The 24,733-nt window shown below is 69.3% G+C and carries 25 protein-coding genes; 23 read left to right on the top strand and 2 right to left on the bottom strand.

Annotated features, from left to right (window positions below; translation table 11 throughout):
• The first annotated feature begins 38 nt into the window (after positions 1-38).
• The 8 genes from NF557_RS14010 to prmC all read left to right on the top strand — a co-directional run bounded on the left by NF557_RS14010 (position 39) and on the right by prmC (position 10,453).
• The gene (locus NF557_RS14010) at positions 39-1,685 is read left to right on the top strand and encodes an arginine--tRNA ligase (RefSeq protein WP_252620146.1); all 1,647 of its coding nucleotides are present in this window, start codon (positions 39-41) and stop codon (positions 1,683-1,685) included.
• A 5-nt stretch (positions 1,686-1,690) separates the two neighbouring features.
• Positions 1,691-2,725, top strand: coding sequence for a homoserine dehydrogenase (locus NF557_RS14005; RefSeq protein WP_252620144.1), 1,035 nt, complete (start codon positions 1,691-1,693; stop codon positions 2,723-2,725).
• Between the two features lie 76 nt (positions 2,726-2,801).
• On the top strand, positions 2,802-4,235 hold the full coding sequence (locus tag NF557_RS14000; RefSeq protein ID WP_252624203.1) for an aldehyde dehydrogenase family protein: 1,434 nt from the start codon (positions 2,802-2,804) through the stop codon (positions 4,233-4,235).
• 265 nt (positions 4,236-4,500) lie between these two features.
• Entirely contained in the window at positions 4,501-6,681 is a 2,181-nt protein-coding gene (gene rho / locus NF557_RS13995) for a transcription termination factor Rho (protein WP_370584412.1), read from the top strand.
• 143 nt (positions 6,682-6,824) lie between these two features.
• Positions 6,825-7,943, top strand: coding sequence for an alanine dehydrogenase (gene ald / locus NF557_RS13990; RefSeq protein WP_252620143.1), 1,119 nt, complete (start codon positions 6,825-6,827; stop codon positions 7,941-7,943).
• A gap of 137 nt (positions 7,944-8,080) precedes the next feature.
• Positions 8,081-8,299 (top strand): 50S ribosomal protein L31, encoded by a 219-nt coding sequence (rpmE, locus tag NF557_RS13985; RefSeq protein WP_252620142.1) that lies wholly within the window; start codon positions 8,081-8,083, stop codon positions 8,297-8,299.
• 69 nt (positions 8,300-8,368) lie between these two features.
• Positions 8,369-9,460 (top strand): peptide chain release factor 1, encoded by a 1,092-nt coding sequence (gene prfA / locus NF557_RS13980; RefSeq protein WP_252620141.1) that lies wholly within the window; start codon positions 8,369-8,371, stop codon positions 9,458-9,460.
• Positions 9,461-9,562: 102 nt separating this feature from the next.
• A complete protein-coding gene (prmC, locus tag NF557_RS13975; protein ID WP_252620139.1) occupies positions 9,563-10,453 on the top strand; it encodes a peptide chain release factor N(5)-glutamine methyltransferase in 891 nt (296 codons plus the stop codon).
• Positions 10,454-10,778: 325 nt separating this feature from the next.
• Here prmC and NF557_RS13970 read toward each other — a convergent pair whose 3' ends face one another.
• Complete coding sequence (locus NF557_RS13970; RefSeq protein ID WP_252620138.1) at positions 10,779-11,462, bottom strand: pentapeptide repeat-containing protein; 684 nt, start codon at positions 11,460-11,462, stop codon at positions 10,779-10,781.
• Positions 11,463-11,536: 74 nt separating this feature from the next.
• Here NF557_RS13970 and NF557_RS13965 point away from each other — a divergent pair, with 74 nt between their 5' ends.
• From NF557_RS13965 to NF557_RS13900, 14 genes are all read left to right on the top strand, one after another.
• Positions 11,537-12,370, top strand: a complete 834-nt coding sequence (locus NF557_RS13965; RefSeq protein ID WP_342454488.1) for an L-threonylcarbamoyladenylate synthase — start codon at positions 11,537-11,539, stop codon at positions 12,368-12,370.
• A 4-nt stretch (positions 12,371-12,374) separates the two neighbouring features.
• A complete protein-coding gene (locus NF557_RS13960; protein WP_252620137.1) occupies positions 12,375-13,667 on the top strand; it encodes a serine hydroxymethyltransferase in 1,293 nt (430 codons plus the stop codon).
• Between the two features lie 56 nt (positions 13,668-13,723).
• Positions 13,724-14,821, top strand: a complete 1,098-nt coding sequence (locus NF557_RS13955) for a glycosyltransferase family 4 protein (protein WP_252620136.1) — start codon at positions 13,724-13,726, stop codon at positions 14,819-14,821.
• Between the two features lie 129 nt (positions 14,822-14,950).
• On the top strand, positions 14,951-15,418 hold the full coding sequence (locus NF557_RS13950) for a hypothetical protein (RefSeq protein WP_252620135.1): 468 nt from the start codon (positions 14,951-14,953) through the stop codon (positions 15,416-15,418).
• A gap of 29 nt (positions 15,419-15,447) precedes the next feature.
• Positions 15,448-15,681, top strand: coding sequence for an AtpZ/AtpI family protein (locus NF557_RS13945; protein ID WP_252620134.1), 234 nt, complete (start codon positions 15,448-15,450; stop codon positions 15,679-15,681).
• Between the two features lie 79 nt (positions 15,682-15,760).
• Entirely contained in the window at positions 15,761-16,585 is an 825-nt protein-coding gene (atpB, locus tag NF557_RS13940) for a F0F1 ATP synthase subunit A (protein ID WP_252620133.1), read from the top strand.
• A gap of 73 nt (positions 16,586-16,658) precedes the next feature.
• Positions 16,659-16,865: an ATP synthase F0 subunit C gene (gene atpE / locus NF557_RS13935; RefSeq protein ID WP_109473824.1), complete on the top strand. Its 207-nt coding sequence runs from the start codon at positions 16,659-16,661 to the stop codon at positions 16,863-16,865.
• 75 nt (positions 16,866-16,940) lie between these two features.
• Positions 16,941-17,552: a F0F1 ATP synthase subunit B gene (locus tag NF557_RS13930; protein WP_370584155.1), complete on the top strand. Its 612-nt coding sequence runs from the start codon at positions 16,941-16,943 to the stop codon at positions 17,550-17,552.
• Entirely contained in the window at positions 17,552-18,361 is an 810-nt protein-coding gene (locus NF557_RS13925; RefSeq protein WP_252620132.1) for a F0F1 ATP synthase subunit delta, read from the top strand. The genes NF557_RS13930 and NF557_RS13925 overlap by 1 nt, the downstream gene beginning before the upstream one ends.
• A 58-nt stretch (positions 18,362-18,419) precedes the next feature.
• Positions 18,420-20,066, top strand: coding sequence for a F0F1 ATP synthase subunit alpha (gene atpA / locus NF557_RS13920; protein ID WP_252624193.1), 1,647 nt, complete (start codon positions 18,420-18,422; stop codon positions 20,064-20,066).
• A gap of 78 nt (positions 20,067-20,144) precedes the next feature.
• Positions 20,145-21,047 (top strand): F0F1 ATP synthase subunit gamma, encoded by a 903-nt coding sequence (locus NF557_RS13915; RefSeq protein ID WP_252620131.1) that lies wholly within the window; start codon positions 20,145-20,147, stop codon positions 21,045-21,047.
• A 17-nt stretch (positions 21,048-21,064) separates the two neighbouring features.
• Positions 21,065-22,522 carry a F0F1 ATP synthase subunit beta gene (gene atpD, locus NF557_RS13910; protein ID WP_252620130.1) on the top strand — a complete coding sequence of 486 codons (1,458 nt, stop codon included), beginning with the start codon at positions 21,065-21,067 and terminating at the stop codon, positions 22,520-22,522.
• 132 nt (positions 22,523-22,654) lie between these two features.
• Entirely contained in the window at positions 22,655-22,927 is a 273-nt protein-coding gene (locus NF557_RS13905) for a F0F1 ATP synthase subunit epsilon (RefSeq protein WP_252620129.1), read from the top strand.
• Between the two features lies 1 nt (position 22,928).
• Positions 22,929-23,357: a DUF2550 family protein gene (locus NF557_RS13900; protein WP_252620128.1), complete on the top strand. Its 429-nt coding sequence runs from the start codon at positions 22,929-22,931 to the stop codon at positions 23,355-23,357.
• 58 nt (positions 23,358-23,415) lie between these two features.
• Here NF557_RS13900 and NF557_RS13895 read toward each other — a convergent pair whose 3' ends face one another.
• Positions 23,416-24,075 carry a cob(I)yrinic acid a,c-diamide adenosyltransferase gene (locus NF557_RS13895; RefSeq protein WP_252620127.1) on the bottom strand — a complete coding sequence of 220 codons (660 nt, stop codon included), beginning with the start codon at positions 24,073-24,075 and terminating at the stop codon, positions 23,416-23,418.
• Between the two features lie 227 nt (positions 24,076-24,302).
• Between NF557_RS13895 and NF557_RS13890 the strand changes: the two genes are divergently transcribed.
• The gene (locus NF557_RS13890; RefSeq protein ID WP_252620125.1) at positions 24,303-24,692 is read left to right on the top strand and encodes an STAS domain-containing protein; all 390 of its coding nucleotides are present in this window, start codon (positions 24,303-24,305) and stop codon (positions 24,690-24,692) included.
• Positions 24,693-24,733: the final 41 nt, after the last annotated feature.

The following is a 24,733-nucleotide window of genomic DNA, read 5'->3' as shown; positions in this document are numbered from 1 at the left end:
GTCGTGGAGGTCCGCAGGACGCAACTAGACTCGGCGAGGTGACTCCGGAACAACTTGCCCAAGCCATCATCGCCGCCCTCGACCAGGCCGTCGCGGCCGGTGAGTTCACCGTCGAGGTCCCCCGCGAGGTGCGCGTGGAGCGACCCAGGGGCCGCGAGCACGGCGACTGGTCCACCAACATCGCGCTGCAGCTGGGCAAGAAGGCCGGTATGCCGCCGCGCGAGTTCGCCACGCTCCTCGCCGGACGCCTCGCTGAGGTCGCTGGTGTCGCCTCGGTGGACGTGGCCGGTCCCGGATTCCTCAACATCACCCTCGATGCAGCAAGCGCCGGTGAGCTGGCGCGCACCATCGTCGAAACGGGGGCGGCCTACGGCACCAACGACACCCTGGCCGGGCACGTCATCAACCTCGAGTTCGTGTCCGCCAACCCGACCGGGCCGCTGCACATCGGCCACACCCGGTGGGCGGCGCTGGGCGACGCCCTGCGCCGGCTCCTCATCGCGTCCGGGGCCGACGTGACAGCCGAGCACTACACCAACGACGCGGGCAACCAGATGGACCTGTTCGGTGCCTCCATCGTGGCTCGTGCGCGGGGGGCTGAGGTGCCCGAGGGTGGCTATGGCGGCGAGTGGATCACCGATCTCGCCACCCAGGCGCAGCAGGAGCGCCCGGACCTGTTGGAGCTGCCCGAGGCGGAGGCTGTGGCGGTGGCGCGCGAGCTCGGCTACCAGGGTCAGCTGCAGCAGATCCAGGACACGCTCGAGGCGTTCAACGTCCACTTCGACGTCTGGTTCTCAGAGAAGTCGTTGCACGACTCCGGCGCGGTCGAGCAGGCCGTCGCGCGGTTGCGCGAGCAGGGGCACGTCTATGACTCCGAAGGTGCGGTGTGGCTGCGGACCACCGACTTCGGCGACGACCGGGACCGGGTGTTGGTCCGGGCCAACGGCGACCCCACCTACTTCGCCTCCGACGCCGCCTACTACCTGAGCAAGAAGGACCGCGGCTTCCCCGAGAAGATCTACCTGCTGGGGGCCGACCACCACGGCTACGTCGGGCGCCTGAAGTCCATCGCGGCATGTGCCGGCGACGATCCGGAGCGCAACATCGAGGTGCTGATCGGCCAGCTGATCAACATCTCCGGCGAGCGGATGGGCAAGCGGCGCGGCAACGCACTCTTCCTCACGGACCTGATCGAGTGGATCGGTTCAGACCCGGTGCGCTACTCGCTCGCCCGCTTCCCGGCGGACACCCCGCTCGACCTGGACGGCGAGCAGATGCGCAAGCGCTCCAACGACAACCCGGTCTTCTATGTGCAGTACGCACATGCGCGCACCTGCAACGTGGCCCGGCTGGCCGGCGAGGACGGCGTCTCGCGGGACGACGGCTTCGACCCGTCCCTGCTGACCCACGACACCGAGTCTGTGCTGCTGGCCACGCTCGGGGACTTCCCCCGCGTGCTGGCCCAGTCGGCGACGCTGCGCGAGCCGCACCGCGTCGCCCGCTATCTAGAGTCCCTCGCCGCCGCATTCCACAAGTGGTATGACGAGTGCCGGGTTCGCCCGCTCAACGACCAGGAGGAGATCACCGACCTGCACCGCACCCGGTTGTGGCTCAACGACGCCACGCGACAGGTGCTGGCCAACGGTCTCGGGCTGCTCGGCGTCACGGCGCCGGAGAGGATGTGAGTCAGATGAGCGAGCAGGACGCACAGCCGACCGGATCGCAGGCTGGCGCCGGGGCACCCGTGCGGGTCGCCCTGCTGGGCGCCGGCACGGTTGGTGCCGCCGTCGCCAAGGCGATGGTGGCCCGGGCCGAGCTCTATGCCCAGCGGGTCGGGGCGCCGCTGGAACTCGTCGGAATCGCGGTGCGCGACCTGGGTCGTCCGCGAGACCTGACCGGCATCCTGCCCGACCTGCTGACCGACGACCCCGGGTCGCTGGTCGAGGACGTCGACATCGTGATCGAGGTGATGGGCGGCATCGAGCTGTCCCAGGAGCTGATCACCCGCGCCCTGGGTGCCGGTGCGGATGTCGTCACGGCCAACAAGCAGCTGATCGCCCAGCACGGCGTCGAGCTGGAGGCCACGGCCGAGCGGCTCGGGCGGACCCTGGTCTATGAGGCCGCCGTGGTCGCGGCCGTCCCCGTGCTGCACGTGGTCAGCCAGGCCCTCGTCGGTGACGAGATCCGCTCGATCCACGGCATCGTCAACGGCTCCACCAACTACATCCTCGACACGGTCGCCCGACTGGGGGTGCCTTTCCAGGAGGCCGTCCAGCAGGCCGGCGACCTGGGCTATCTCGAGGCCGACCCGACCGAGGACCTCGAGGGCCTAGACGCCGCGGCCAAGATCGTCATCCTGGCGCGCCTGGCCTGGGGCGTCGACGTCACCCTCGAGGACGTCAAGCGCGAGGGCATCACCGGGCTGACCGACCAGGACTTCGAGGCAGCCCGCGGGACGGGACAGGTGATCAAGCTGATCGCCTCGGCGTCCCGGTCCGGTTCCAGCGCCGAGCCACGCGTAGAGGTCGCCGTGCGCCCCACCCTGGTCTCGGCCGACCACCCCTTCGCGCTGACCCGCGAGGGCATGAACATGGTGATCATCGACTCCGAGTCCGCCGGGAGCCTGCGCCTGTCCGGCGCCGGTGCCGGCGGCGACGAGACCGCCTCGGCGGTGCTCGGAGACCTCATCACCCTGGCGCGGGCCAGGGTGGCTGCGCGAGACTAGCCGGAGCCGGCAACGTCGAGGGCGAGCGCCGGTCCGAACCACCCCGAGAACTGGAGCAGACGTGGACGAGCAGTTGATGCACATCGGCGGCGAGTGGGTCGCGGCAGCCTCGGGGCAGACCGTTGAGGTGATCACCCCCACCGACCGCAACCAGGTCATCGCCAGCACGCCACGAGCGGGGGCCGAGGACGCCGACCGCGCGGTGCGCGCGGCACGGGAGGCCTTCCCTGCCTGGGCCGCGCTGCCAGCCACCGAGCGGCAGCGCGCCCTGCTGAGGGTCGCCGACGACCTCGAGGCCAACATTGATCACCTCGCCACGCTCACCGCCCTGGACACCGGCAACGCGATCCGCACCCAGGCGCGCCCCGAGGCGACGAACCTGGTGGCCTGCTTCCGTTATTTCGCCGGCGTCAGCACCGAGGTCAAGGGCACCGTGCTGCCTGCGGGCGAAGGCCAGCTCCACTACACCCGCCGCCAGCCGCTCGGGGTGGTGGCCGGCATCCTGCCCTGGAACAGCCCGCTCATGATCGCCGGGTTCAAGGTCCCCGGCGCGCTCGCGGCCGGCAACACGATGGTGCTCAAGGCCGCCGAAGATGCACCTCTGACGATCCTGGAGCTGGCCCGGATCTGCGCCGAGCACCTGCCTCCGGGCGTGCTGAACGTCGTGACGGGCTATGGCGCCGAGATCGGCGACGCGCTGGTCCAGCACCCGGGGGTCGACAAGGTCTCCTTTACCGGCTCGACCGCGGTGGGCCTCCAGGTCGCGGCCAAGGCCGGCGCCCGCTTGGCGCACAGCTCGCTCGAGCTGGGCGGGAAGTCCCCGTGCATCGTGGACGCCGACTCGTGCACCGACGAGGTCATCGAGCAGGTGCTGCTCGCGAGCCGCTTCGCCCGGCAGAGCCAGAGCTGCACCACCGGTTCGCGGCTGTTCCTGCACGAGCAGATCCACGACGAGTTCCTCGACAAGCTGGTCGCCCGCACCAAGCAGCTGGTGGTCGGTGACCCGCGCGAGGAAGCGAGCGACATCGGCTGCATCATCAACGCCAAGCAGTGGGACCGGGTGCAGGGCTATATCGACGACGGCCTGGCCCAGGACGGGGTCGAGGTGGCGTATGACGGGCGCCCCGCCCTGCAGGTCGGCCCGCCGGGGTTCTATCACGCTCCGATGATCCTGACCCAGGTCTCCAACGACTGGCGGATCGCCCGTGAGGAGATCTTCGGCCCGGTGCTGTCGGTGATTCCGTGGACCGAGGTGGACGACGCGGTGGCGATGGCCAACGACTCGCACTACGGACTGGCGGCGTTCGTCTTCTCCCAGAACCTGGACCGGGCGCTGGGCATGGCGCACCGGATCGACTCGGGGTGGGTCCAGGTCAACCAGGGCGGCGGTCAGGTGGTCGGACAGTCCTACGGCGGCATGAAGAACAGCGGGATCGGGCGCGAGCTCTCCCTCGAGGGGATGCTCGAGGGTTTCACCCAGATCAAGCAGGTCAACGTCAAGCTGGGCTGACGCGCGGGGGCGGCCTGAGGTGTGCCAGCGCCGTGACAGGTGATACCGTGGCTATGCACTCGTGATTGACGCATGTGGGCATCTGCCCCGTGGTCCCGCGTTGTGATCCCACCACCAGTCATGTGGCCTTTCCCGCGAGTTGGGGCAAGGATGACGTGTCGCGGTGGTTGGTGATAATCCCACTCGGGCCGGCAACGAGCCGGATCTACCTGAAACCCCCGGGCCAAGCTTGTGGCTGGCCCCTACGAGGGAGAAGGAAACCTTCGTGACAGACACCACCAAGACCGCTGCACCGACACGTGCGGGGGGCAACCTCAGCGCGATGCGCGTCGCTGAGCTGCAGGCTCTCGCCGGGAGCATGGGCATCACCGTCTCCCCGAAGATGCGCAAGGCGGACCTCGTCGAGGCCATCCGTGCGCGCGGCGGGGCCTCGGCGGACGGCGCCGGGCGGCAGGCACGCTCCGCGAGCAGTGCCGAGAGCGGCACCTCAACGCCGAGCAGCACGTCGACCCCCGCGGAGCAGAGCTCCACGGACGGGGCGCAAGAGACCCCGGAGGCCGGGCAGCGTCCGCAGCGTCGTTCGCGCCGCGTCGCGGCCGCAGCCGGTGCGCCGGCCGCCCGCCGCACGGAGTCCGACTCCGCCGACCGCGGCAGCGAGGCCTCCTCGGCCCCGGCCGAGGAGCAGGCCGCTCCGCAGCGTGCTGAGCGCGAGGGTCAGGACGGCCGCCAGACCGAGCGCGACAACCGCCGGGGCGACAACGACGCCCAGGCCGAGAGCGCCCAGGGTGACGACGAGAGCCGTCAGGACCGCAACCGCCAGGACAACCGCCGGGACAACCGTCAGGGTGGCAACCGCAACCAGGGCGGGGACAACCGTCAGGGTGGTGGCGGCGACAACCGCAACCAGGGTGGCGACGACAACCGCAACCAGGGCGGGGACGACAACCGCAACCAGGGTGGCGACGACAACAACCGCAACCAGGGACGCAACCGCAACCAGGGCGGCGACGACAACCGCAACCAGGGCGACGACAACCGCAGTCAGGGTGGCAACCGCAACCAGGGCGGCGACGACAACAACCGCAACCAGGGCGGCAACCGCAACCAGCAGGGCGGCAACCAGAACCAGCAGGGCGGCAACCAGAACCGCCGCTATGACGACGACGAGGATGGTGGCCGCAGTGGCCGTCGCCGCAGCCGTCAGCGGGGCCGGGACCGCAAGCGCGGGCGCAGCCAGGGTGGGGACAACTACGCCGAGGAGCAGGAGAGCACCTACACCGAGGAAGACGTGCTGGTGCCCGTCGCCGGTGTGCTCGACGTCCTGGACAGCTATGGCTTCATCCGCACGACCGGCTACCTGCCCGGGCCCAGCGACGTCTATGTCCCGATGGGCATGGTCCGCAAGAACGGCCTGCGCAAGGGTGACGCCGTCACCGGTGCCATCAAGGCCGGCGACCAGCAGCAGCACTCCGGTGGCCGTGGCGACCGGCAGAAGTACAACGCGCTCGTCCGGCTCGACTCGGTCAACGGCCAGAGCCCGGAGGAGGCCAAGGCACGCCCGGAGTTCGCCAAGCTGACGCCGCTCTATCCGCAGGACCGCCTGCGCCTGGAGACCGAGCAGAAGAACCTGACGACCCGGATGATCGACCTGGTCAGCCCGATCGGCAAGGGCCAGCGCGGTCTGATCGTCTCCCCGCCGAAGGCCGGCAAGACCCTGGTGCTGCAGTCGATCGCCAACGCGATCACGCAGAACAACCCGGAGGCGCACCTGATGATCGTCCTGGTGGACGAGCGTCCGGAGGAGGTCACGGACATGCAGCGCACGGTCAAGGGTGAGGTCATCGCCTCCACCTTCGACCGCCCTGCCGAGGACCACACCACGGTGGCCGAGTTGGCCATCGAGCGTGCCAAGCGTCTGGTCGAGATGGGCGGCGACGTGGTCGTCCTGCTCGACTCGATCACCCGCCTGGGTCGTGCCTACAACCTCGCGGCTCCCGCCAGTGGCCGGATCCTGTCCGGTGGTGTCGACTCCAGCGCCCTCTATCCGCCGAAGCGCTTCTTCGGAGCCGCCCGCAACATCGAGCACGGTGGCTCGCTGACCATCCTGGCGACGGCGCTCGTGGAGACCGGCTCCAAGATGGACGAGGTCATCTTCGAGGAGTTCAAGGGCACCGGCAACATGGAGCTGCGGCTGTCCCGCCAGCTGGCGGACCGCCGCATCTTCCCGGCCATCGACGTCAACCCCTCCGGCACCCGCCGCGAGGAGATCCTGATGGGTGGGGACGAGCTCAAGATCATGTGGAAGCTGCGTCGCGTGCTCTCCGCGCTTGACTCCATGCAGGCCGTCGAGCTGCTGCTGGACCGCCTGCGCAAGACCAAGTCCAACCACGAGTTCCTCGTGCAGGTGCAGCAGACCTCCTCGATCAAGCTGGACGACGAGGACTGACCAGCGTCTCGTATGCCGTGTGGCCCGGTTCCCGTGTGGGAGCCGGGCCACATCGCTGCCCGGGCGCCCTCCACGGGGCCGGACCACTAGGGTCGGAGGGGCCGCATCGTCGCGGTCCGCATTGCCACTGACGGGAGCTGAGCATGAAGATCGGTGTGCCCCGCGAGGTCAAGGTCCAGGAGGGTCGCGTCGCCATCACCCCGGTGGGGGTGCACGAGCTTGTGGCCCACGGGCACGAGGTCGTCATCGAGACCGGTGCCGGGACCGACTCCTCGATCGGCGATGACGACTATGCCGCGGCCGGGGCGCAGATCCTGCCCGAGGCGGGCGCGGTGTGGGAGTCGGCGGACCTGGTCATGAAGGTCAAGGAGCCGATCGCCTCCGAGTACCCGCACCTGCGGGAGGGCCAGCTCCTCTTCGCCTATCTGCACCTGGCCGCCAACAAGGAGCTGACCCAGGAGCTCCTGGCGCGCAAGGTCACCGCGATCGCCTACGAGACCGTGCAGCTGAGCTCTGGCCTGTTGCCGCTGCTCTATCCGATGTCGGAGGTTGCCGGTTGCCTGGCCCCCCAGGTCGGGGCCTACCACCTGCTCAAGGCGCGGGGTGGGCGTGGCGTGCTCCTCGGCGGGGTCGGTGGGGTTGCCAGTGCCAAGGTGGTCGTCCTCGGCGCCGGGGTGTCCGGCCAGAAGTCGGCCAACATCGCGCTCGGCATGGGTGCTGACGTCACGCTGCTGGACACCGACCTCGAGAAGCTGCGGATGTCGTTCTGGCGCTACAACAACCGGGTCCATGGCCTGGCCTCCTCCAAGCTGGCGGTCGAGCAGCACGTCCAGGAGGCGGACCTGGTCATCGGCGCGGTGCTGGTGGCCGGCGCCAGGACCCCCACGCTGGTGAGCAACGACCTGGTCTCGCGCATGAAGCCCGGGTCTGTCCTGGTCGACATCGCGGTGGACCAGGGCGGCTGCTTCGAGGACTCGCGGGCCACCACCCACGAGGATCCGACCTTCCAGGTGCACGGCTCCACGTTCTACTGCGTGGGCAACATGCCCGGAGCGGTGCCCAACACCTCCACCGTCGCGCTGACCAACGCGACCCTGCCGTATGCCGTGGCGCTGGCCAACCTCGGCTGGGCGGCAGCCTGCCGGGCCGACCCGGCCCTCGCGGGCGGTCTCAACGCGCATGACGGCATACTGACCAACCGCCCGGTCGGGGAGGCTGTCGGCCTCGACGCTGTCACCCCGGACACTGTCCTGGCGGACTGAGCGCGGCGGGAATGCGTGACCCGGTGGGCGTGTTTATGACGATGCTGCTGATTCTGGCAGAATGACCCCTTGGCCCACCGGTTCACGGGGCGCGACCGCGCTCCGACCCGGGGATCCGCCACCCGCGAGGAGACACCGTGAAGAAGAACATCCACCCCGAGTACGCCGAGACTCGGGTGACCTGCAACTGTGGCGCGCAGTTCGTCACGCGCAGCACCGCACCGTCCGGCTCGATCCACGCTGAGGTCTGCAGCCAGTGCCACCCGTTCTACACGGGCAAGCAGAAGATCCTGGACACCGGTGGCCGCGTCGCCCGCTTCCAGGAGCGCTACGGCAAGAAGGCCGAGAGCAAGTAGCCCCGTGCACGCCGGTCCCGCGACACTGTCGCGGGGCCGGCGTTGCGCTTTGTGTGGAGAGGACCGGAGATGAGTGTGGTCGACGTCAGCGCCGTGGCACCGCTGCTGGAGGAGTATGCCGCGATCGAGGCGCAGCTGGCGGACCCCACCACGCACTCCGACCAGGTCCTGCTCAAGAAGCTCAACAAGCGCTATGCCGCGCTCAGCCCCACCGTCGCCGCGTTCCGCGAGTGGCAGGAGGCGGACGGTGACGTCGGCGCCGCGACCGAGATGGCCGCCGAGGACCCGTCGTTCCACGACGAGCTTCCTGCCCTGCGGGAACGGGTCGACGCGGCCGCCGAGCACCTGCACCACCTGCTCCTGCCCCGGGACCCCGATGACGACCGCGACGTGATCCTGGAGGTCAAGGCGGGGGAGGGCGGTGCCGAGTCGGCGCTGTTCGCCGGCGACCTGGTGCGGATGTATCTGCGCTATGCCGAGCGTCGTCACTGGAAGGCCCAGCTGCTCGAGGCCACCGAGTCCGACCTGGGCGGCTACAAGGACGCCCGCGTGGCACTGACGGCCACCGGTGTCCCCGGCCCGGGGGAGGCGCCGTGGGCCCGGCTGAAGTATGAGGGCGGCGTCCACCGCGTCCAGCGGGTGCCGGTCACTGAGAGCCAGGGCCGCATCCACACCTCTGCCGCCGGCGTGCTGGTGATGCCCGACGTCGACGACCCGGCCGAGGTCGAGCTCGACCCGCACGAGCTCAAGATCGACGTGTTCCGCTCCAGCGGCCCCGGCGGCCAGTCGGTCAACACCACGGACTCGGCGGTGCGCATCACCCACCTGCCGACCGGCGTGGTCGTCTCCTGCCAGAACGAGAAGTCGCAGCTGCAGAACAAGGAGTCGGCGCTGCGGGTGCTGCGCTCGCGCCTGCACCAGATGGCGGTCGAGGCAGCCGACGCGGAGGCGTCGGTCCAGCGTCGCAGCCAGGTCCGCACGGTCGACCGCAGCGAGCGGATCCGCACCTACAACTTCCCGGAGAACAGGATCGCCGACCACCGCACCGGGTTCAAGGCCTACAACCTCGACCAGGTGCTGGACGGTGACCTGGACGCGGTGGTCCAGTCGGCGGTCGACGCCGACGAGGCCGCCCGGATGGCCGCCCTCGGTGACCGGTGACCCATTTTTGGGGAGGTTTCGCAGGTCTCCCACGCATTTTTGGGGAGGTTTCGCTGGCCCGCCACCCATTTTTGGGGAGGTTTCGTGCATGGTGACCCCGCGATGAACCCCTCCACGGGCGCTGGCCGCGCGGGTGATCTGGTGCGCGCCGCGGCCCGCGAGCTGCAGGCCGCTGGAGTGGCCAGCCCTCGTCGCGACGCAGAGGCGCTGCTGGGCCACGTGCTGGACCGCGACCAGGCCGAGCTGAGCCGTGCCCTGCTCATGGGTGAGTCGGTGGGAGAGGGGGAGCGCGCGGCATACGACCGCCTGGTTGCCGAGCGCGCCGCCCGGGTCCCGCTGCAGCACCTGACCGGTCAGGCGCACTTCCGGCACCTCACGCTCCGGGTCGGCCCCGGTGTCTTCGTGCCGCGCCCCGAGACCGAGGTGCTGGTGGACCTGGCGTTGACCGACCTGCGCGAGCGGGGCCGGGACCGGCCGGTGGTCGTGGACCTGTGCACCGGCAGCGGGGCCATCGCCCTGGCCCTGGCGCACGAGTGGCCCGCCGCCCAGGTGCACGCGGTCGAGCTGTCCGAGGACGCGCACGCCTGGGCGGCCGCCAACGTCGAGCGCTCCGGCCTCGCCCTGGACCTGCGGCTAGGCGACGCGACCGTGGCCTTCGACGACCTGGTCGGCGCGGTGGACGTCGTGGTGAGCAACCCGCCCTACATCCCTCCGGGCAGCGTCCCGGTGGACCCCGAGGTGCGCGACCACGACCCAGAGATTGCGCTGTATGGCGGGGGTGACGACGGTCTGTCCGTCCCGCTCGCGGTGGCTCAGCGGGCGGCTGACCTGCTCGTGGCCGGCGGGGTGCTGGTGATGGAGCACGCCGACGTGCAGGGCGAGGCCCTGGTGCGGGCGCTCACTGCCGCGCGCGTGTGGTCGCACGTCGCGGACCACCTCGATCTGACCGGACTGCCGCGCGTCACGCGAGCAGTGCGCGCCCCCCGGAGCTGAGCAGCGGCCAGAACATCACCCCCCCACACAGCAGGTGCCCGACTCCTACCCACGATCCGTGCGGATCACGAGCAGGGGCCGGGCACGTGCGACGTTCGTGCGGCTAGCTGACGATCAGAAGATGAAGATCAGCAGTGCGATGATCAGCAGAACTCCGACGATGGTCCAGATGAGTCCACTTCCACGCATGTGCGTTACCTCCTGTGTCCTGGTCGTGCCCTGGGGTTGGGACGACCTCGCTGTTGCTACACCACGACGTTAGCCCTTCACCGGCTCCCTGTCCTGTCGGAGCGCAGGGCCGTCTTGCTGAGTGCCACAGCGGGTTTCAGTCGATCACGACCGCGCCGCTCACATCCTGGAGGGCAGCGATGGCCTGACCGCTGGACAGGATCGCACCAGCCAGCGCGTCGAGCCGCTCGCGGGTGCACGGTCCCAGGTCGGCGCCGCGCAGGTCGGCCCCGTCCAGGTTGGCGCCGGTGAGGTCGGCGTGCAGCAGGACACACCCGTCGAGGACCGCCTCGCGCAGGTCGGCCCCCGCCAGGTTGGCCTCCGTGAAGCGGGTGCCGGTGTGCTCGCGCCGGGCGAGCACCAGCCCCGGGAGCTCCGCGCCATAGGCGTTGCACCCCCGCAGCAGCACACCCAGTCCTCGGGTGGCCTCGGCGACCAGACCCGTCATCCGACAGCCGTGGAACTGCGCGTCGGTCAGCAGCGCCCCGCTGAGGACGGCGCTGGACAGGTCGACCTGGTCGAACCGTGCGTCGGTCAGGTCGCAGCGCTCGAGCCGGACGCCGGTCGCCGAGCCGCCACGCAGCGTCGCGGAGGAGAGCCGGGACCCGGTCAGGTCGGCGCCGTCGAGGGTGCAGTCGGTGAGCGAGACATCGTCCAGGTCCACGTCGCGCAGGCGCAGCTCCGACAGGTCGCACCGCACCAGCTCCACCGGCTCGCCCGACCCGGCCGTCAGTGTGTCGACCTCGTGGCTGGACAGGCGCTGGTCGGTCAGTTGCGGCATACGACGATCCTGACACGGCCCTTCTCGCAGGCGTGGGGTCAGGGCTGCGCCGCGCGGCGTGGGAAACTGGCCCGGTGATTGTGGATGCCACCGACCCCGACCAGGTCGACGACGCACTCGAGCAGGCTGCCCAGGTGGTCCGCGCGGGCAAGGTCCTCGTGCTGCCGACCGACACTGTGTATGGCGTGGGTGCCGACGCCTTTGACCAGGTCGCCGTTGCCATGGTGCTGGCGGCCAAGCACCGTGGGCGGGAGATGCCTCCTCCGGTCCTGGTGGGCAGCACCCGGACCGTGGACGGGCTGGCGACCGAGCTGCCGATGTATGCCAAGATCCTGATCCGCCACTTCTGGCCCGGAGCCCTGACGATCGTCGTGCGCGCCCAGCCGACACTGGCGTGGGACCTGGGGGAGACCAACGGCACCGTGGCGCTTCGGATGCCTGATGACGCGGTGGCACTGCGGCTGCTCAGCGAGGTCGGCCCGATGGCGGTCACGAGCGCCAACGTCACCGGTCAGCCGCCGGCCACGACGGCGCTCGAGGCCCAGGCCCAGCTCGGCGGCGCCGTCGCGCTCTATCTCGACGGGGGCGTGCGTGCCGACAGCTCTGCCTCCACCATCGTGGACTGCACGGGGGAGGAGCCGATCGTGCTGCGCCACGGTGCGCTCCCGGCCGAGCGGCTGCGCGAGGTGCTGGGTGCGACTGTGCTGCATGACAGCCCGCCGTCCGCTGCCGACGAGGAGACAGTCGCCGACGGAGATGCGGACGCCGCGGGAGAAGACGTGGTCGAGGACGCGGCCACGGACGGTCGGGTGAGGGGTCTGCACGTGGTCGCGGGGGTGCGTCCGAGCGGTCTGCCGGTGCGGTCTGGCGACCATCGGACCGTGCCGGCGCACCATTCACTACAGTGAGGTCATGAGCACCGAGGTCAACGCCGACACCTATTACGGACCGAGCTTTGCCAAGCTCCTCGAGCAGGACCCGGAGATCGCCGGGATCCTGGTCAGCGAGCTGGACCGGCAACGAGCCGGGATCCAGCTGATCGCGAGCGAGAACCAGACCTCACCGGCCGTGATGGCCGCGATGGGGTCCACGCTCAGCAACAAGTACGCCGAGGGATATCCCGGGCGGCGCTACTACGGCGGGTGCGCCGAGGTCGACAAGGCCGAGGTGCTGGCCATCGAGCGGGCCAAGACGCTCTTCGGCGCGGACCACGCCAACGTCCAGCCGCACTCCGGGGCGAGCGCGAACCTCGCGGTCTATGGCGCCTTCACCAAGCCCGGCGACACCGTGCTGGCGATGTCGCTCGCGCACGGTGGTCACCTGACCCACGGCTTCTCGGTCTCCTTCTCCGGCAAGTGGTTCAACGCGGTGCACTATGGCGTCGACAAAGAGACCGAGGACATCGACTACGACCAGGTCGAGGCGCTGGCCAAGGAGCACCGGCCCAAGATGATCCTGGCCGGCGGCTCCGCCATCCCGCGGCTGATCGACTTCGAGCGTTTCCGTGCCATCGCCGACGAGGTCGGCGCCCTCTTCTGGGTCGACGCGGCCCACTTCATCGGCCTCGTTGCCGGACAGGCGATCCCGTCGCCGGTGCCCTACGCCGACGTGGTCACGTTCACCACCCACAAGGTGCTGCGCGGGCCGCGCGGCGGTGCGATCGTCTGCAAGGAGGAGCACGCCGCCAAGATCGACCGGGCGGTCTTCCCGATGATGCAGGGCGGTCCGTTGATGAACAACGTGGCGGCCAAGGCGGTCAACTTCGCCGAGTGCGCGACGCCCGACTACCAGGCCTACGCGAGGTCGGTGATCGCCAACGCCCAGGCCCTGGCGGACGGGCTCGGCCAGCGCGGCATCCGCCCGATCACCGGCGGCACCGACACCCACCTGTCGCTGCACGACCTGCAGGGCGTGGGCGTCACCGGCATCGACGCCGAGACCCGGTGTGACGCCGCCGGCATCGTGCTCAACAAGAACGCGATCCCGTTCGACCCGGAGAAGCCCAACATCGCCTCGGGCATCCGCGTCGGCTCGCCGTCGGTCACCACGCAGGGGATGGGCCCCGAGCAGATGGACCAGATCGCGGACCTGATCCACCGGGCGGTCACCACGACCGACGGTGACCCGGAGCACGAGGGTGCCCGGGCGATCCGGGACGAGGTGGGCCAGCTGCTGACCAGCTACCCGGCCTACCCGGCACCCTGACCGCGCAACGGCCCTGCCGGCATACTGCTGGCCGATCAGTGACTGTGGGGTGAGCGGTGCGCGAATACCTCCTGGTCCTCCTGGTCGCCGCGATCTTCACGTATGCCGCCACGGCCCTGGTCCGCTGGCTCGCCTTCGCCGTCGGTGCGGTCACGCCGGTCCGGGCCCGGGACGTGCACTCCGTGCCGATCCCGCGCCTCGGTGGGGTGGCCATGTTCCTGGGCTTTGCCGCTGCGGTGGCGGTCGGCAGCCAGCTGCCCTATCTGTCCGGACTGTTTGAGACCCGCGAGCTCCTCGGGGTCCTGCTGGGCGCGATGATCATCACGCTGCTCGGTGCCGTCGACGACGTGCGGGAGCTGGACTGGCTGACCAAGCTCGCCGGTCAGGTGCTGGCCGGCGGCGTCATGGCGTTCTTCGGCGTGCTGCTGATGTCGATCCCGGTCTTCGGGGTGACGGTGCTGCCGGAGCCGGTGCTGGTCACCCTCACCATCCTGATCGTCGTCGTGTCGACCAACGCGGTGAACTTCGTGGACGGGCTCGACGGGCTGGCTGCCGGCGTGGTGTTCATCTCGGCCGGCGCCTTCTTTGCGTGGAGCTATCTGGTCAGCCACAACTTCGACCCGCCCAACGTCTTCAGCACCGCGACCTTCATCACCGCTGCCCTGATGGGGTGCTGCCTGGGCTTCCTGCCGCACAACTTCCACCCCGCGCGGCTGTTCATGGGGGATGCGGGGGCACTGCTGCTCGGGCTGCTGCTGTCGGCGGCGACGATCTCGATGACCGGCAGCGTGGACCCCAGCTCGAGCGTGGCGGCGACGTCGGCGGCCACCGCCATCCTGCTGCCGCTCTTCCTGCCGGTGGCGATCATGGCCCTGCCCATCCTGGACATGCTGCTGGCCGTGGTCCGGCGCACCCGTCGTGGTGACCTGCCGTGGAAGCCGGACGCCGCGCACCTGCACCACCAGCTGCTCAAGATGGGACACAGCCACCGGCGGGCCGTCGCGCTGCTCTATCTGTGGTCGGCCCTCCTCGCGGTCGGCGCCGTCTCGTTTGCCTTCTTCGAGCCGCTCGTGACGGCGGTCGTGCTGGCGCTGCTGCTGGTGGTGGCCACGGTCCTGACCTGGCAACCTGGGCGGCACCCGACGGTCCCGTGAGCAACGTCACCGACGCCGGTGACGCTCGTGGCTGGACCCCGACCGAGTGCTTGTGATAACTTTCACAAGCACTTCCGGTGACCTCGTCGCCGTCGCTGCCCCCACCGTGTCGACCAGTGAGGATCCCCGATGTCCGCCAGCCGCAGCTCCCGGCCGCGCCCCCGGCGCGCACCCGGCTCTGTGCGGCGGCGGATGGTCATCTTCGCGCTGGTCCCCGGCCTGCTGGTCACCCTGCTGTCCGGGGTGATCGCCTGGTCCGTCCGCGACGGGGAGGCCGCGCTCTCCGCGCTGATCGGCGGCTCCCTGGGCGTGGGGATCTTCCTGGCCGGCCTGCTCGGCATCACCGGTGTCCTGGCCGGACCGGCGTCCGCGTCGATGGCTGGCGCCTTCGCCCTGCTGAGCCTGCAGATCATCGTCGGGTTCGCCGTGCTCTATGCGCTCTCCCGGGTGGACTGGGTCGAGATGCTGCCACTGGGTCTGGGGTTTCTGGCCGCGGGCCTGGCGTTCCAGGTCGGCGTGGTCCTGGGCTACACCGGCTCCCGACAGCTCGCCTTCGGTGAGCTCGAAAATGACTCAGGGCCTGGTGAGATGCAATGATGTCGCGAGCCGATGCGGGGAGAACGCCGATGACCGAACCGACCGAGCGCCCGAGCGAGCCGGAGCACACTCCGGGTCATGGCGGACAGACCAACCTGGCCACCGATGTCATCGCCTACCTGCTCGCCGGCCCCCTGCTCTTCGGCGGCGCCGGCTACCTGCTCGACCACTGGCTGGACCTGACGTTCTTTGTCGTCATCGGCCTACTTGTCGGGATGACGCTTTCGATGTACATCATCTGGCTCCGGTACGGTACGTCATGACGTCCGTCGCCAACCCGCTGTGGTTGCCGCGATGCGGCACTGCCCAGAACACCCGCCCGAGCACGACTGAGGAGAACCTGTGAGCCCGACTGCAGCTGTGCTGCTGCCTATGGCCGAAGGGGAGAGTCACTTCCCCCCGGACCCCTCGCTGTTCTGGCAGCCGCTGGTGAAGTTCGGCACCGTCGACCTGTTCGGCTCCGAGATGACGCTGGCGATCACCCGCCCGATGGTGGTCATGGCGATCACCGTGGGCCTGCTGTCCTGGTGGCTCATCGCGACGACGCGCCACGCCGCGGTCGTCCCGAGCAAGGGGCAGGCCGGCACCGAGGCGGTCTACAACTTCGTGCGCAACGGCGTCGCCCGCGACATGATCGGCAGCCGGGACTTCCTGCCCTTCGTGCCGTTCCTGTTCACGATGTTCGTGCTGATCCTGTTCAACAACTGGATGGGCATCATCCCGCCGGTGCAGATGCCGACGATGGGCCGCATCGGCTTCCCCATCGCGCTGACCCTGCTGGTCTACCTCGTCTATCACTGGATCGGCGTCAAGAAGCACGGGCTGACCGGCTACTTCAAGTTCATGATCCCCGCCGGACTGCCCGGCTGGATCAAGCCGGCCATCCTCCTGCTGGAGATGCTGACCTTCTTCATCACCCGCCCGCTCACGCTGGCGCTGCGACTCTTCGGCAACATGTTCGCCGGCCACCTGCTGCTGGTCGTCTTCATCGTCGGTGGTTGGGAGCTCTTCCAGCAGGGGGGACTGCTAAGCGTCGTCTCCCTGCCGGCATTCGTCATGGCCTTCGCGATGACCGTCTTCGAGGCCCTGGTCCAGTTCCTGCAGGCCTATGTCTTCGTCCTCCTGGCTGCCTCCTACATCGGTGGTGCCCTGGTGGACGAGCACTGACCAACAACTAAATAGCTCATTGCCACCGGACGGCTGACAGTCGCCCGGGACAACACACAGAAAGAGAATCAACGTGACTGGTGACATCACACTGCTCGGCTACGGCCTGGCTGCCATCGGCCCGGCCATCGGCGTGGGTCTGATCTTCGCGGCCTACATCAACGGCGTTGCCCGCCAGCCGGAGGCTCAGAAGATCCTCCAGCCGATCGCCATCCTGGGCTTCGCGCTCGCCGAAGCGCTCGCAATCTTCGCCCTGGTGCTCTTCTTCATCCGGCTCTGACGCTGGTCCTCACCACCCACCAGACCAATCCTGGTGTCGCCTCGCTGAGGTGACACTGTCCCTGAGGAGACCATCGTGCAGCTGACCGCTAGCACCCTGACTGCCGTCCCGGTGGTCGCGGCCGCCGGGTCGGAAGACCCCGAGGCCTCGGCTCTGCCGATCCTGCCCTACCTGCCCGAGCTCATCTTCGGTCTGGTCGCCTTCGGCATCCTGTACTGGGTTGTGGCCAAGTTTGTCGTGCCCAACCTGGAGAAGGCGTATGCCGAGCGCACTGCCGCGATCGAGGGTGGCATGCAGCAGGCCGAGAAGGCGCAGCAGGAGGCCGAGGCCGCCCTGCGTGAATACAAGGCACAGCTCGCGGAGGCCCGCGACGAGGCTGCTCGCATCCGCGAGGAGGCCAAGGAGCAGGGCGCCGCAATCATCGCCGAGATGCGCTCACAGGCGCAGTCCGAGGCCGGCCGCATCACCGAGTCCGCCACCAAGCAGATCGAGGCCGAACGTCAGCAGGCCATGGTCTCGCTGCGCGGTGACGTGGGCCGGTTGTCGACCGACCTGGCCGGACGCATCGTCGGGGAGTCCCTCGAGGACCAGACCCGGCAGAGCGGCATCATCGACCGGTTCCTGGCCGAGCTGGAGGCGGGCAACGTCCGTCCCGAGGCTGTTGGCTCCGAGGGACAGGGGAACTGATGCAGGGCGCGTCCCGATCGGCCCTCGCGGAGTCACGCGAGGCACTCTCGCAGGCCCTGTCGCAGGACACCGACCGGGCCCGCCTGGGCGAGGAGCTGCTGCAGGTTGCCCGTGTCGTCGACGCCAACGCGGTGCTGCGGCGCTCGCTGGCAGACCCCTCCCGCGAGGGGGCCGACAAGGGTCAGCTGGTCCACCGGCTGTTCGCCGGACGGGTCGGTGACGCCTCGGCACAGCTCGCGGCGCACATCGTCTCGCGCCGGTGGGCCTCGGAGACAGACCTCGTCGCGGCGCTGGAGCAGTGCGGCGTCGAGGCGATCCTGGCGCAGGCCGAGACCGAAGGCCGGCTGGGCCAGGTCGAGGACGAGCTGTTCCGCTTCGCTCGGATCGTCGACGGCACCAGCGAGCTCCGCTCGGCCCTGACCAACCGGCTGGCACCGGTCGAGGCCAGGACCGCGCTGGTGCGCCAGCTGCTGGCTGAGCGGTCCGCTCCCGAGACGACCCGTCTGGCGGAGCTGGCAGCCACCCACCGCCGGACCCGGTTCGACCACGCGGTCGACGGTTATCTCGCCATCGCCGCCCGCCGCCAGGAGCAGCTCACGGCCACCGTCACCACGGCCGTGGACCTCAGCGAGGAGCAGGTCACCCGACTGACGACGGCGCTCAGCGAGCAGTACTCCCGCGACGTGCACGTCAACACCGTCGTCGACCCTGACGTGGTCGGCGGCATCCGTGTCGAGATCGGTGACGAGGTCATCGACGGCACCATCCTGAGCCGCCTCGACGAGGCGCGCCGCAGACTCACCAGCTGACCCACCCGCAGACCACCCGCACCAGGGGCCCGACCGGGCCACATACGAGGAGAAGATGATGACGGAGCTCACGATCCGTCCGGACGAGATCCGGGACGCGCTGGACACCTTCGTCCAGTCCTACGAGCCCAAGGCAGCCGACCGCCAGGAAGTCGGCCGCGTGACCGACTCCGGTGACGGCATCGCGCACGTCGAGGGTCTGCCCTCGGCCATGACCAACGAGCTGCTCGAGTTCGAGGACGGCACGCTCGGTCTGGCCCTCAACCTTGACGTCCACGAGATCGGCGTCGTCGTGCTCGGAGAGTTCTCCGGCATCGACGAGGGCCAGGAGGTCAAGCGCACGGGCGAGGTCCTGTCCGTCCCCGTCGGCGACGGCTACCTCGGCCGCGTCGTGGACCCGCTGGGCCAGCCGATCGACGGCCTGGGTGAGATCGAGTCCGACGAGCGTCGCGTCCTCGAGCTGCAGGCCCCCGGCGTCATGGCGCGCAAGTCGGTGCATGAGCCGCTGCAGACCGGCATCAAGGCGATCGACGCCATGATCCCCGTCGGTCGTGGCCAGCGTCAGCTGATCATCGGTGACCGCCAGACCGGCAAGACCACCGTCGCCATCGACACGATCCTGAACCAGAAGCAGAACTGGGAGTCCGGCGACCCGGACAAGCAGGTCCTCTGCGTCTATGTCGCGATCGGTCAGAAGGGCTCGACCATCGCCTCGGTGCGCAGCACCCTCGAGGAGGGCGGCGCGATGGACTACACCACCATCGTCGCGGCCCCGGCCTCCGACCCGGCCGGCTTCAAGTACCTCGCGCCCTACACCGGCTCGGCCATCGGCCAGCACTGGATGTACCAGGGCAAGCACGTCCTGATCGTCTTCGACGACCTGTCCAAGCAGGCCGAGGCCTACCGCGCCGTGTCGCTGCTGCTGCGCCGCCCGCCGGGCCGCGAGGCCTACCCCGGTGACGTCTTCTATCTGCACTCGCGGCTGCTCGAGCGTTGCGCCAAGCTCTCCGACGAGATGGGCGCGGGCTCGATGACCGGCCTGCCGATCATCGAGACCAAGGCCGGTGACGTCTCGGCCTACATCCCGACCAACGTCATCTCCATCACCGACGGTCAGATCTATCTGCAGGCCGACCTGTTCAACTCCAACGTCCGCCCCGCGATCGACGTGGGTGTCTCCGTGTCCCGGGTCGGTGGTGCGGCCCAGGTCAAGGCCATGAAGTCGGTCTCCGGCCGGCTCAAGGTCGACCTGGCGCAGTTCCGCGAGATGGAGGCCTTCGCGATGTTCGCCTCCGACCTGGACGCGGCCTCCCGCGCCCAGCTGGAGCGCGGTGCCCGCATGGTCGAGCTGCTCAAGCAGCCGCAGTCCAGCCCGATCCCGGTCGAGGAGCAGGTCGCGATCATCTGGGCCGGCACCAGCGGTGAGCTCGACTCGGTCGCGGTCGAGGACATCCGCCGCTTCGAGGGCGAGTTCATCGACTTCCTGCGCCGCGAGCAGGGCGACCTGCTCGCCGGCGTCCGGGAGAGCGGCAAGCTCGGCGATGACACCATCGCCGCGCTCGAGACCTCGATGGCCAGCTTCAAGGAGCAGTTCCGCGCCGGGTCCGGTGGCATCCAGCCGGGCAGCGACGAGGACGACGACAACCGCGACGCCCTCGAGACCGAGGACGTCAACCAGGAGCAGATCAAGCGCCAGAAGCGCTGATCGGGTGCCGCGCGACCACCCGGCCGCGCGGCATACCACCGTCCACACCACCCCCACGACTGCAGAGAGAGGCGAGATATGGGAGCGCAGCAGCGGATCTACCGCCAGCGCAGCCGGTCCGTCCAGTCGACCAAGAAGATCACCCGGGCGATGGAGCTCATCGCGGCCTCCCGTGTCGTCAAGGCCCGCGAGCGGGTCTCGCAGACCACGCCCTATGCGCGCGCGATCACCCGCGCGGTCTCGGCCGTGGCGACCTTCTCCTCGGACATCGACCACCCGCTCACGATGGAGCGCGAGAACCCCACCAGGGCGGGCGTGCTGGTCATCACCAGCGACCGTGGTCTGGCCGGTGCCTACTCGGCCAACGCGCTGAAGAGCTACGAGGGTCTGCGCGAGCTGCTCCAGGACCAGGGCCGGGAGGTCGTGCCCTATCTGGCTGGTCGCAAGGCCGAGGGCTACTTCCGGTTCCGCCAGCGGGACAGCGAGGAGTCGTGGAGCGGGTTCTCCGACAAGCCGACCTATGAGGCGGCCAAGGAGATCGGTGACCGGCTGACGGCCGACTTCATCAAGGGCGCCGACGAGGGCGGTGTCGACGAGATCCACATCGTCTACACCCAGTTCAAGACCATGGTCACCCAGGAGGTGCAGGTCGTGCGCCTGCTGCCGCTGGAGGTCGTGGACGCCGAGGAGGCAGCCCCCGACGAGGAGCTCTTCCCGCTCTATGAGTTCGAGCCCAACGGTCCTGAGGTCCTGGACGCGCTGCTGCCGCAGTATGTCAACTCGCGGATCTACAACGCGCTGCTCCAGTCGGCCGCCTCCGAGCTCGCCGCCCGCCAGGCCGCGATGAAGTCGGCGACGGACAACGCCGAGGAGCTCCTGAAGACCTACACCCGGTTGGCCAACCAGGCACGCCAGGCCGAGATCACCCAAGAGATCAGCGAAATCGTGAGCGGCGCCAGCGCCCTCAGCGACGCCAAGTGAGAAGGAAGCACCCCACCATGACTGCAACCGTGAATGAGACGGACGCCCAGCAGGGTCAGGGCGGCGTCGGTCGTCTGTCCCGCATCATCGGGCCCGTCGTCGACGTCGAGTTCCCCCCGGGCCAGATCCCCGAGATGTACAACCTGCTCAAGGTTGACGTCGAACTGAACGGCGAGACCAAGACGCTGAACCTCGAGGTCGCCCTCCACATCGGCGACAACATGGTCCGCGCCATCTCGCTCCAGCCGACCGACGGCCTGGTCCGCGGCACCCCGGTGCAGGACACCGGCGGCCCGATCACCGTCCCGGTCGGCGACGTGACCCTGGGCCACGTCTTCAACGCCACCGGTGATGTGCTCGACCTTCCCGAGGGTGAGACCCTCGAGATCATCGAGCGATGGGGCATCCACCGCAAGGCCCCGGCCTTCGACCAGCTGGAGTCCAAGACCCAGATGTTCGAGACCGGCATCAAGGTCATCGACCTGCTGACCCCCTACGTCCAGGGTGGCAAGATCGGTCTGTTCGGTGGTGCCGGTGTCGGCAAGACCGTGCTGATCCAGGAGATGATCGCCCGCGTCGCACGCGACCACGGTGGTGTGTCGGTGTTTGCCGGTGTCGGCGAGCGCACCCGTGAGGGCAACGACCTGATCGTCGAGATGGAGGAGGCCGGCGTCCTCGGCCAGACCGCCCTCGTGTTCGGGCAGATGGACGAGCCGCCGGGCACGCGTCTGCGCGTGGCGCTGTCCGCCCTGACCATGGCGGAGTACTTCCGCGATGTGCAGAAGCAGGACGTGCTGCTCTTCATCGACAACATCTTCCGCTTCACGCAGGCCGGTTCGGAGGTCTCCACGCTGCTCGGCCGGATGCCGTCCGCCGTGGGCTACCAGCCGACGCTGGCCGACGAGATGGGTGTGCTGCAGGAGCGGATCACCTCGACGCGTGGTCACTCGATCACCTCGATGCAGGCGATCTACGTGCCGGCTGATGACTACACCGACCCGGCCCCGGCCACGACGTTCGCCCACCTGGACGCGACGACCGAGCTGTCCCGTCCGATCGCCTCGATGGGCATCTATCCGGCCGTGGACCCGCTGGCCTCGACCAGCCGGATCCTCGACCCGCGCTACGTGACCATGGACCACTACAACACCGCGGTCCGCATCAAGTCGATCCTGCAGCGTTACAAGGAGCTCCAGGACATCATCGCGATCCTCGGCATCGACGAGCTCTCCGAGGAGGACAAGATCCTCGTCGGCCGCGCCCGTCGCATCCAGCGCTTCCTGTCGCAGAACACCTACGTGGCCAAGCAGTTCACCGGTCTCGAGGGTTCCACCGTGCCGCTGGCCGACACGATCGAGGCGTTCACGAAGGTGGCCGACGGCGACTACGACCACGTGCCCGAGCAGGCCTTCTTCATGTGCGGTGGCCTCGACGACGTCGAGCGCCAGGCCGCCGAGCTCGAGAAGAACAACTGACCCACAAGTCTTGGGGCCGCAGGGTCTTGAGCACAGGGTCTTGAGCACACCCAAGGGCGGGCGGCAGGCTTCGGCCGGCCGCCCGCCCTGGACTAGACTGGGACTTCGGTCTCTGAGGAGAGGACACCGCACGTGAGTGCACTGCAGGTTGAGCTTGTGGCCGCCGACCGGATGGTCTGGCAGGGCGAGGCGAGCTTCGTGCGCGCCCGCAGCACCGAGGGTGAGCTCGGCATACTTCCAGGGCACTCACCCCTGCTCGGTTCGCTCGTCGAGGGCGAGGTCACCCTCGAGACGTCCGGGGGGCGCCAGACCGTCACCATCGACTCGGGGTTCTTGTCGGTCGACCACGACCGCGTGACCATCGTGGCCGCGCAGGTCGACGCGTCCGGACTCACCCAGGGTTGACATGGACAGCGGCGCCCTCGTCCTCATCGCCCTCGCGGTGATGGCGGCTGCGCTGGTGATGGGCGTCGGCCTGTTCGCCTTCTCGCGCCTGGCCGGCGGGTCGCACTCGTTCCCGTGCGCCTATCGCCGCGACGAGTCCGAGCCCTGGTCGCGCGGGATGCTCAGCTATGACACGGGCCGTCTCGACCACTTCGGTCGCGGCGGTCCGTTCCGCTCCCCGCTGCACCACTGGCAGCGATCCGCCCTCGAGCTGGGCCACGCGCGAGTCGAGGACCCCGCGCTGGTCCCGTGGCTCGACGCCCCGGTCACGGCCGTGCCGTGTGACTATGCCGGCGAGCGATTCGAGCTGGCTCTGGGGCGCGAGCACTACACCGCGCTGCGCTCCTGGCTGGAGTCCGTGCCCCCGGGCTGGAACGCCAACGTCGCCTGACGACCGCGCGGGACCGGCAGGTGCCGAACTAGACGCTGCCGAGTTGGACGCTGCCGAGCTAGACGCCTGAGTCGCTCGCGCCGCGCCGCTTCTTCTCCGGCGCCTCGGCCCGACCTCCACCGGGCTGCCAGAGGACGTCACCACCGGCCGCGACGTTGGCCACCCGACCCAGGATGAAGAGCAGGTCGGACAGGCGGTTGAGATACTTCGCCGTCAACGGGTTGACCCCACCCTCGCCGCGCTCGGCGTCCTCCGCAGCCGGGTCGCTGCCATGGGCCTCCAGGGCAGCCCAGGCGGAGCGCTCGGCGCGACGGGCCACGGTCCGGGCCACGTGCAGGTGTGCCGCACCAGGGGTGCCGCCGGGCAGGATGAAGGAGCGCAGCTTCTCCAGCTCCTCGTTGTAGCGGTCGCAGTCCGCCTCGAGCTCGTCGACCCAGACGGCCTCCACGCGCAGCGGTGGGTAGTCATAGGACGCGCGCAACGGGGTGCAGAGGTCAGCGCCCACGTCAAAGAGGTCGTTCTGGATGCGGGTCAGCGTCTGCGTGATGTCCTCGCGCAGTCCGCCGGTCGTGACGGCGACACCGATGAACGAGTTGGTCTCGTCCGTGTCCGCATAGGCCGTCAGCCGAGGGTCGTTCTTGCTCGTGCGACTCATGTCGCCCAACGCCGTCGTCCCGTCGTCGCCGGTGCGGGTGTAGATCCGATTCAGGATGACCATGCCTGCATCATCGCATCGCCGGTGGTCGGTAGTCCGGGTGCCCTCGCCAAGGACGGTCCCACCCTTCCGGACGTGAGCCGTGGCGGGGCGGCCGAAAAGATTTTACTAAATCGTAACCGCCAAGAGCGCAAATATCGGTGGACCCGCGACGTTAGGGGGATAGACACTATGTGGTAATGCGATGAGGCGGGTGCCGGGGCGCATTGTTCACTCGGGAGGAGCAGGGCATGACCGTTGTGGCTTGGGCTGGGCCGGACATCGAGTTGCTCATCGACTCACCGGGACGCGAGGCGACCATCCGCGGCAATCTTGGGGTGAGCACCGTGCCGGAGCTGCGGGGACATCTGCAGCGCATCCTTGCCGCCGGTGACGGCGACCTGGTGCTCCACCTGCGTGAGGCGGAGGTCCTGGACGCCACCGGCCTCGGGGTCCTGGTCGGGCTGCACCAGCGCGCGCGCCGACAGAACCGCCGGCTCGTCATCGCCGAGGCCTCCGAGCGCCTCGAGCGCCTGATGCGCATCACCCGCCTGCACCTCGTGCTGGCCCGGCTGGACACCATGCACTCCGGTGGGCCGATCAGGCAGATGCCGATCATGCCGATGCAACAACCGCGCTGACGCCTCACCTGCCGCACGGCCTGGTGGAGGTATGCCGGTCG

The sequence above is a fragment of the Ornithinimicrobium cryptoxanthini genome (assembly GCF_023923205.1).
GTDB lineage: Bacteria > Actinomycetota > Actinomycetes > Actinomycetales > Dermatophilaceae > Ornithinicoccus > Ornithinicoccus cryptoxanthini.
Note: the sequence above shows the minus strand (reverse complement) of the source record. Positions and strands in the feature narration are given on the sequence as shown.

Coding starts and splice junctions, on each gene's coding strand:
- NF557_RS14005 (WP_252620144.1), top strand. CDS start 1,691: ATGAGCGAGCAGGACGCACAGCCGACCGGATCGCAGGCTGGCGCCGGG.
- NF557_RS14000 (WP_252624203.1), top strand. CDS start 2,802: ATGCACATCGGCGGCGAGTGGGTCGCGGCAGCCTCGGGGCAGACCGTT.
- ald (WP_252620143.1), top strand. CDS start 6,825: ATGAAGATCGGTGTGCCCCGCGAGGTCAAGGTCCAGGAGGGTCGCGTC.
- prfA (WP_252620141.1), top strand. CDS start 8,369: ATGAGTGTGGTCGACGTCAGCGCCGTGGCACCGCTGCTGGAGGAGTAT.
- prmC (WP_252620139.1), top strand. CDS start 9,563: ATGAACCCCTCCACGGGCGCTGGCCGCGCGGGTGATCTGGTGCGCGCC.
- NF557_RS13970 (WP_252620138.1), bottom strand. CDS start 11,462: ATGCCGCAACTGACCGACCAGCGCCTGTCCAGCCACGAGGTCGACACA.
- NF557_RS13960 (WP_252620137.1), top strand. CDS start 12,375: ATGAGCACCGAGGTCAACGCCGACACCTATTACGGACCGAGCTTTGCC.
- NF557_RS13950 (WP_252620135.1), top strand. CDS start 14,951: ATGTCCGCCAGCCGCAGCTCCCGGCCGCGCCCCCGGCGCGCACCCGGC.
- NF557_RS13945 (WP_252620134.1), top strand. CDS start 15,448: ATGACCGAACCGACCGAGCGCCCGAGCGAGCCGGAGCACACTCCGGGT.
- NF557_RS13925 (WP_252620132.1), top strand. CDS start 17,552: ATGCAGGGCGCGTCCCGATCGGCCCTCGCGGAGTCACGCGAGGCACTC.
- atpA (WP_252624193.1), top strand. CDS start 18,420: ATGACGGAGCTCACGATCCGTCCGGACGAGATCCGGGACGCGCTGGAC.
- NF557_RS13915 (WP_252620131.1), top strand. CDS start 20,145: ATGGGAGCGCAGCAGCGGATCTACCGCCAGCGCAGCCGGTCCGTCCAG.
- atpD (WP_252620130.1), top strand. CDS start 21,065: ATGACTGCAACCGTGAATGAGACGGACGCCCAGCAGGGTCAGGGCGGC.
- NF557_RS13900 (WP_252620128.1), top strand. CDS start 22,929: ATGGACAGCGGCGCCCTCGTCCTCATCGCCCTCGCGGTGATGGCGGCT.
- NF557_RS13895 (WP_252620127.1), bottom strand. CDS start 24,075: ATGGTCATCCTGAATCGGATCTACACCCGCACCGGCGACGACGGGACG.
- NF557_RS13890 (WP_252620125.1), top strand. CDS start 24,303: ATGACCGTTGTGGCTTGGGCTGGGCCGGACATCGAGTTGCTCATCGAC.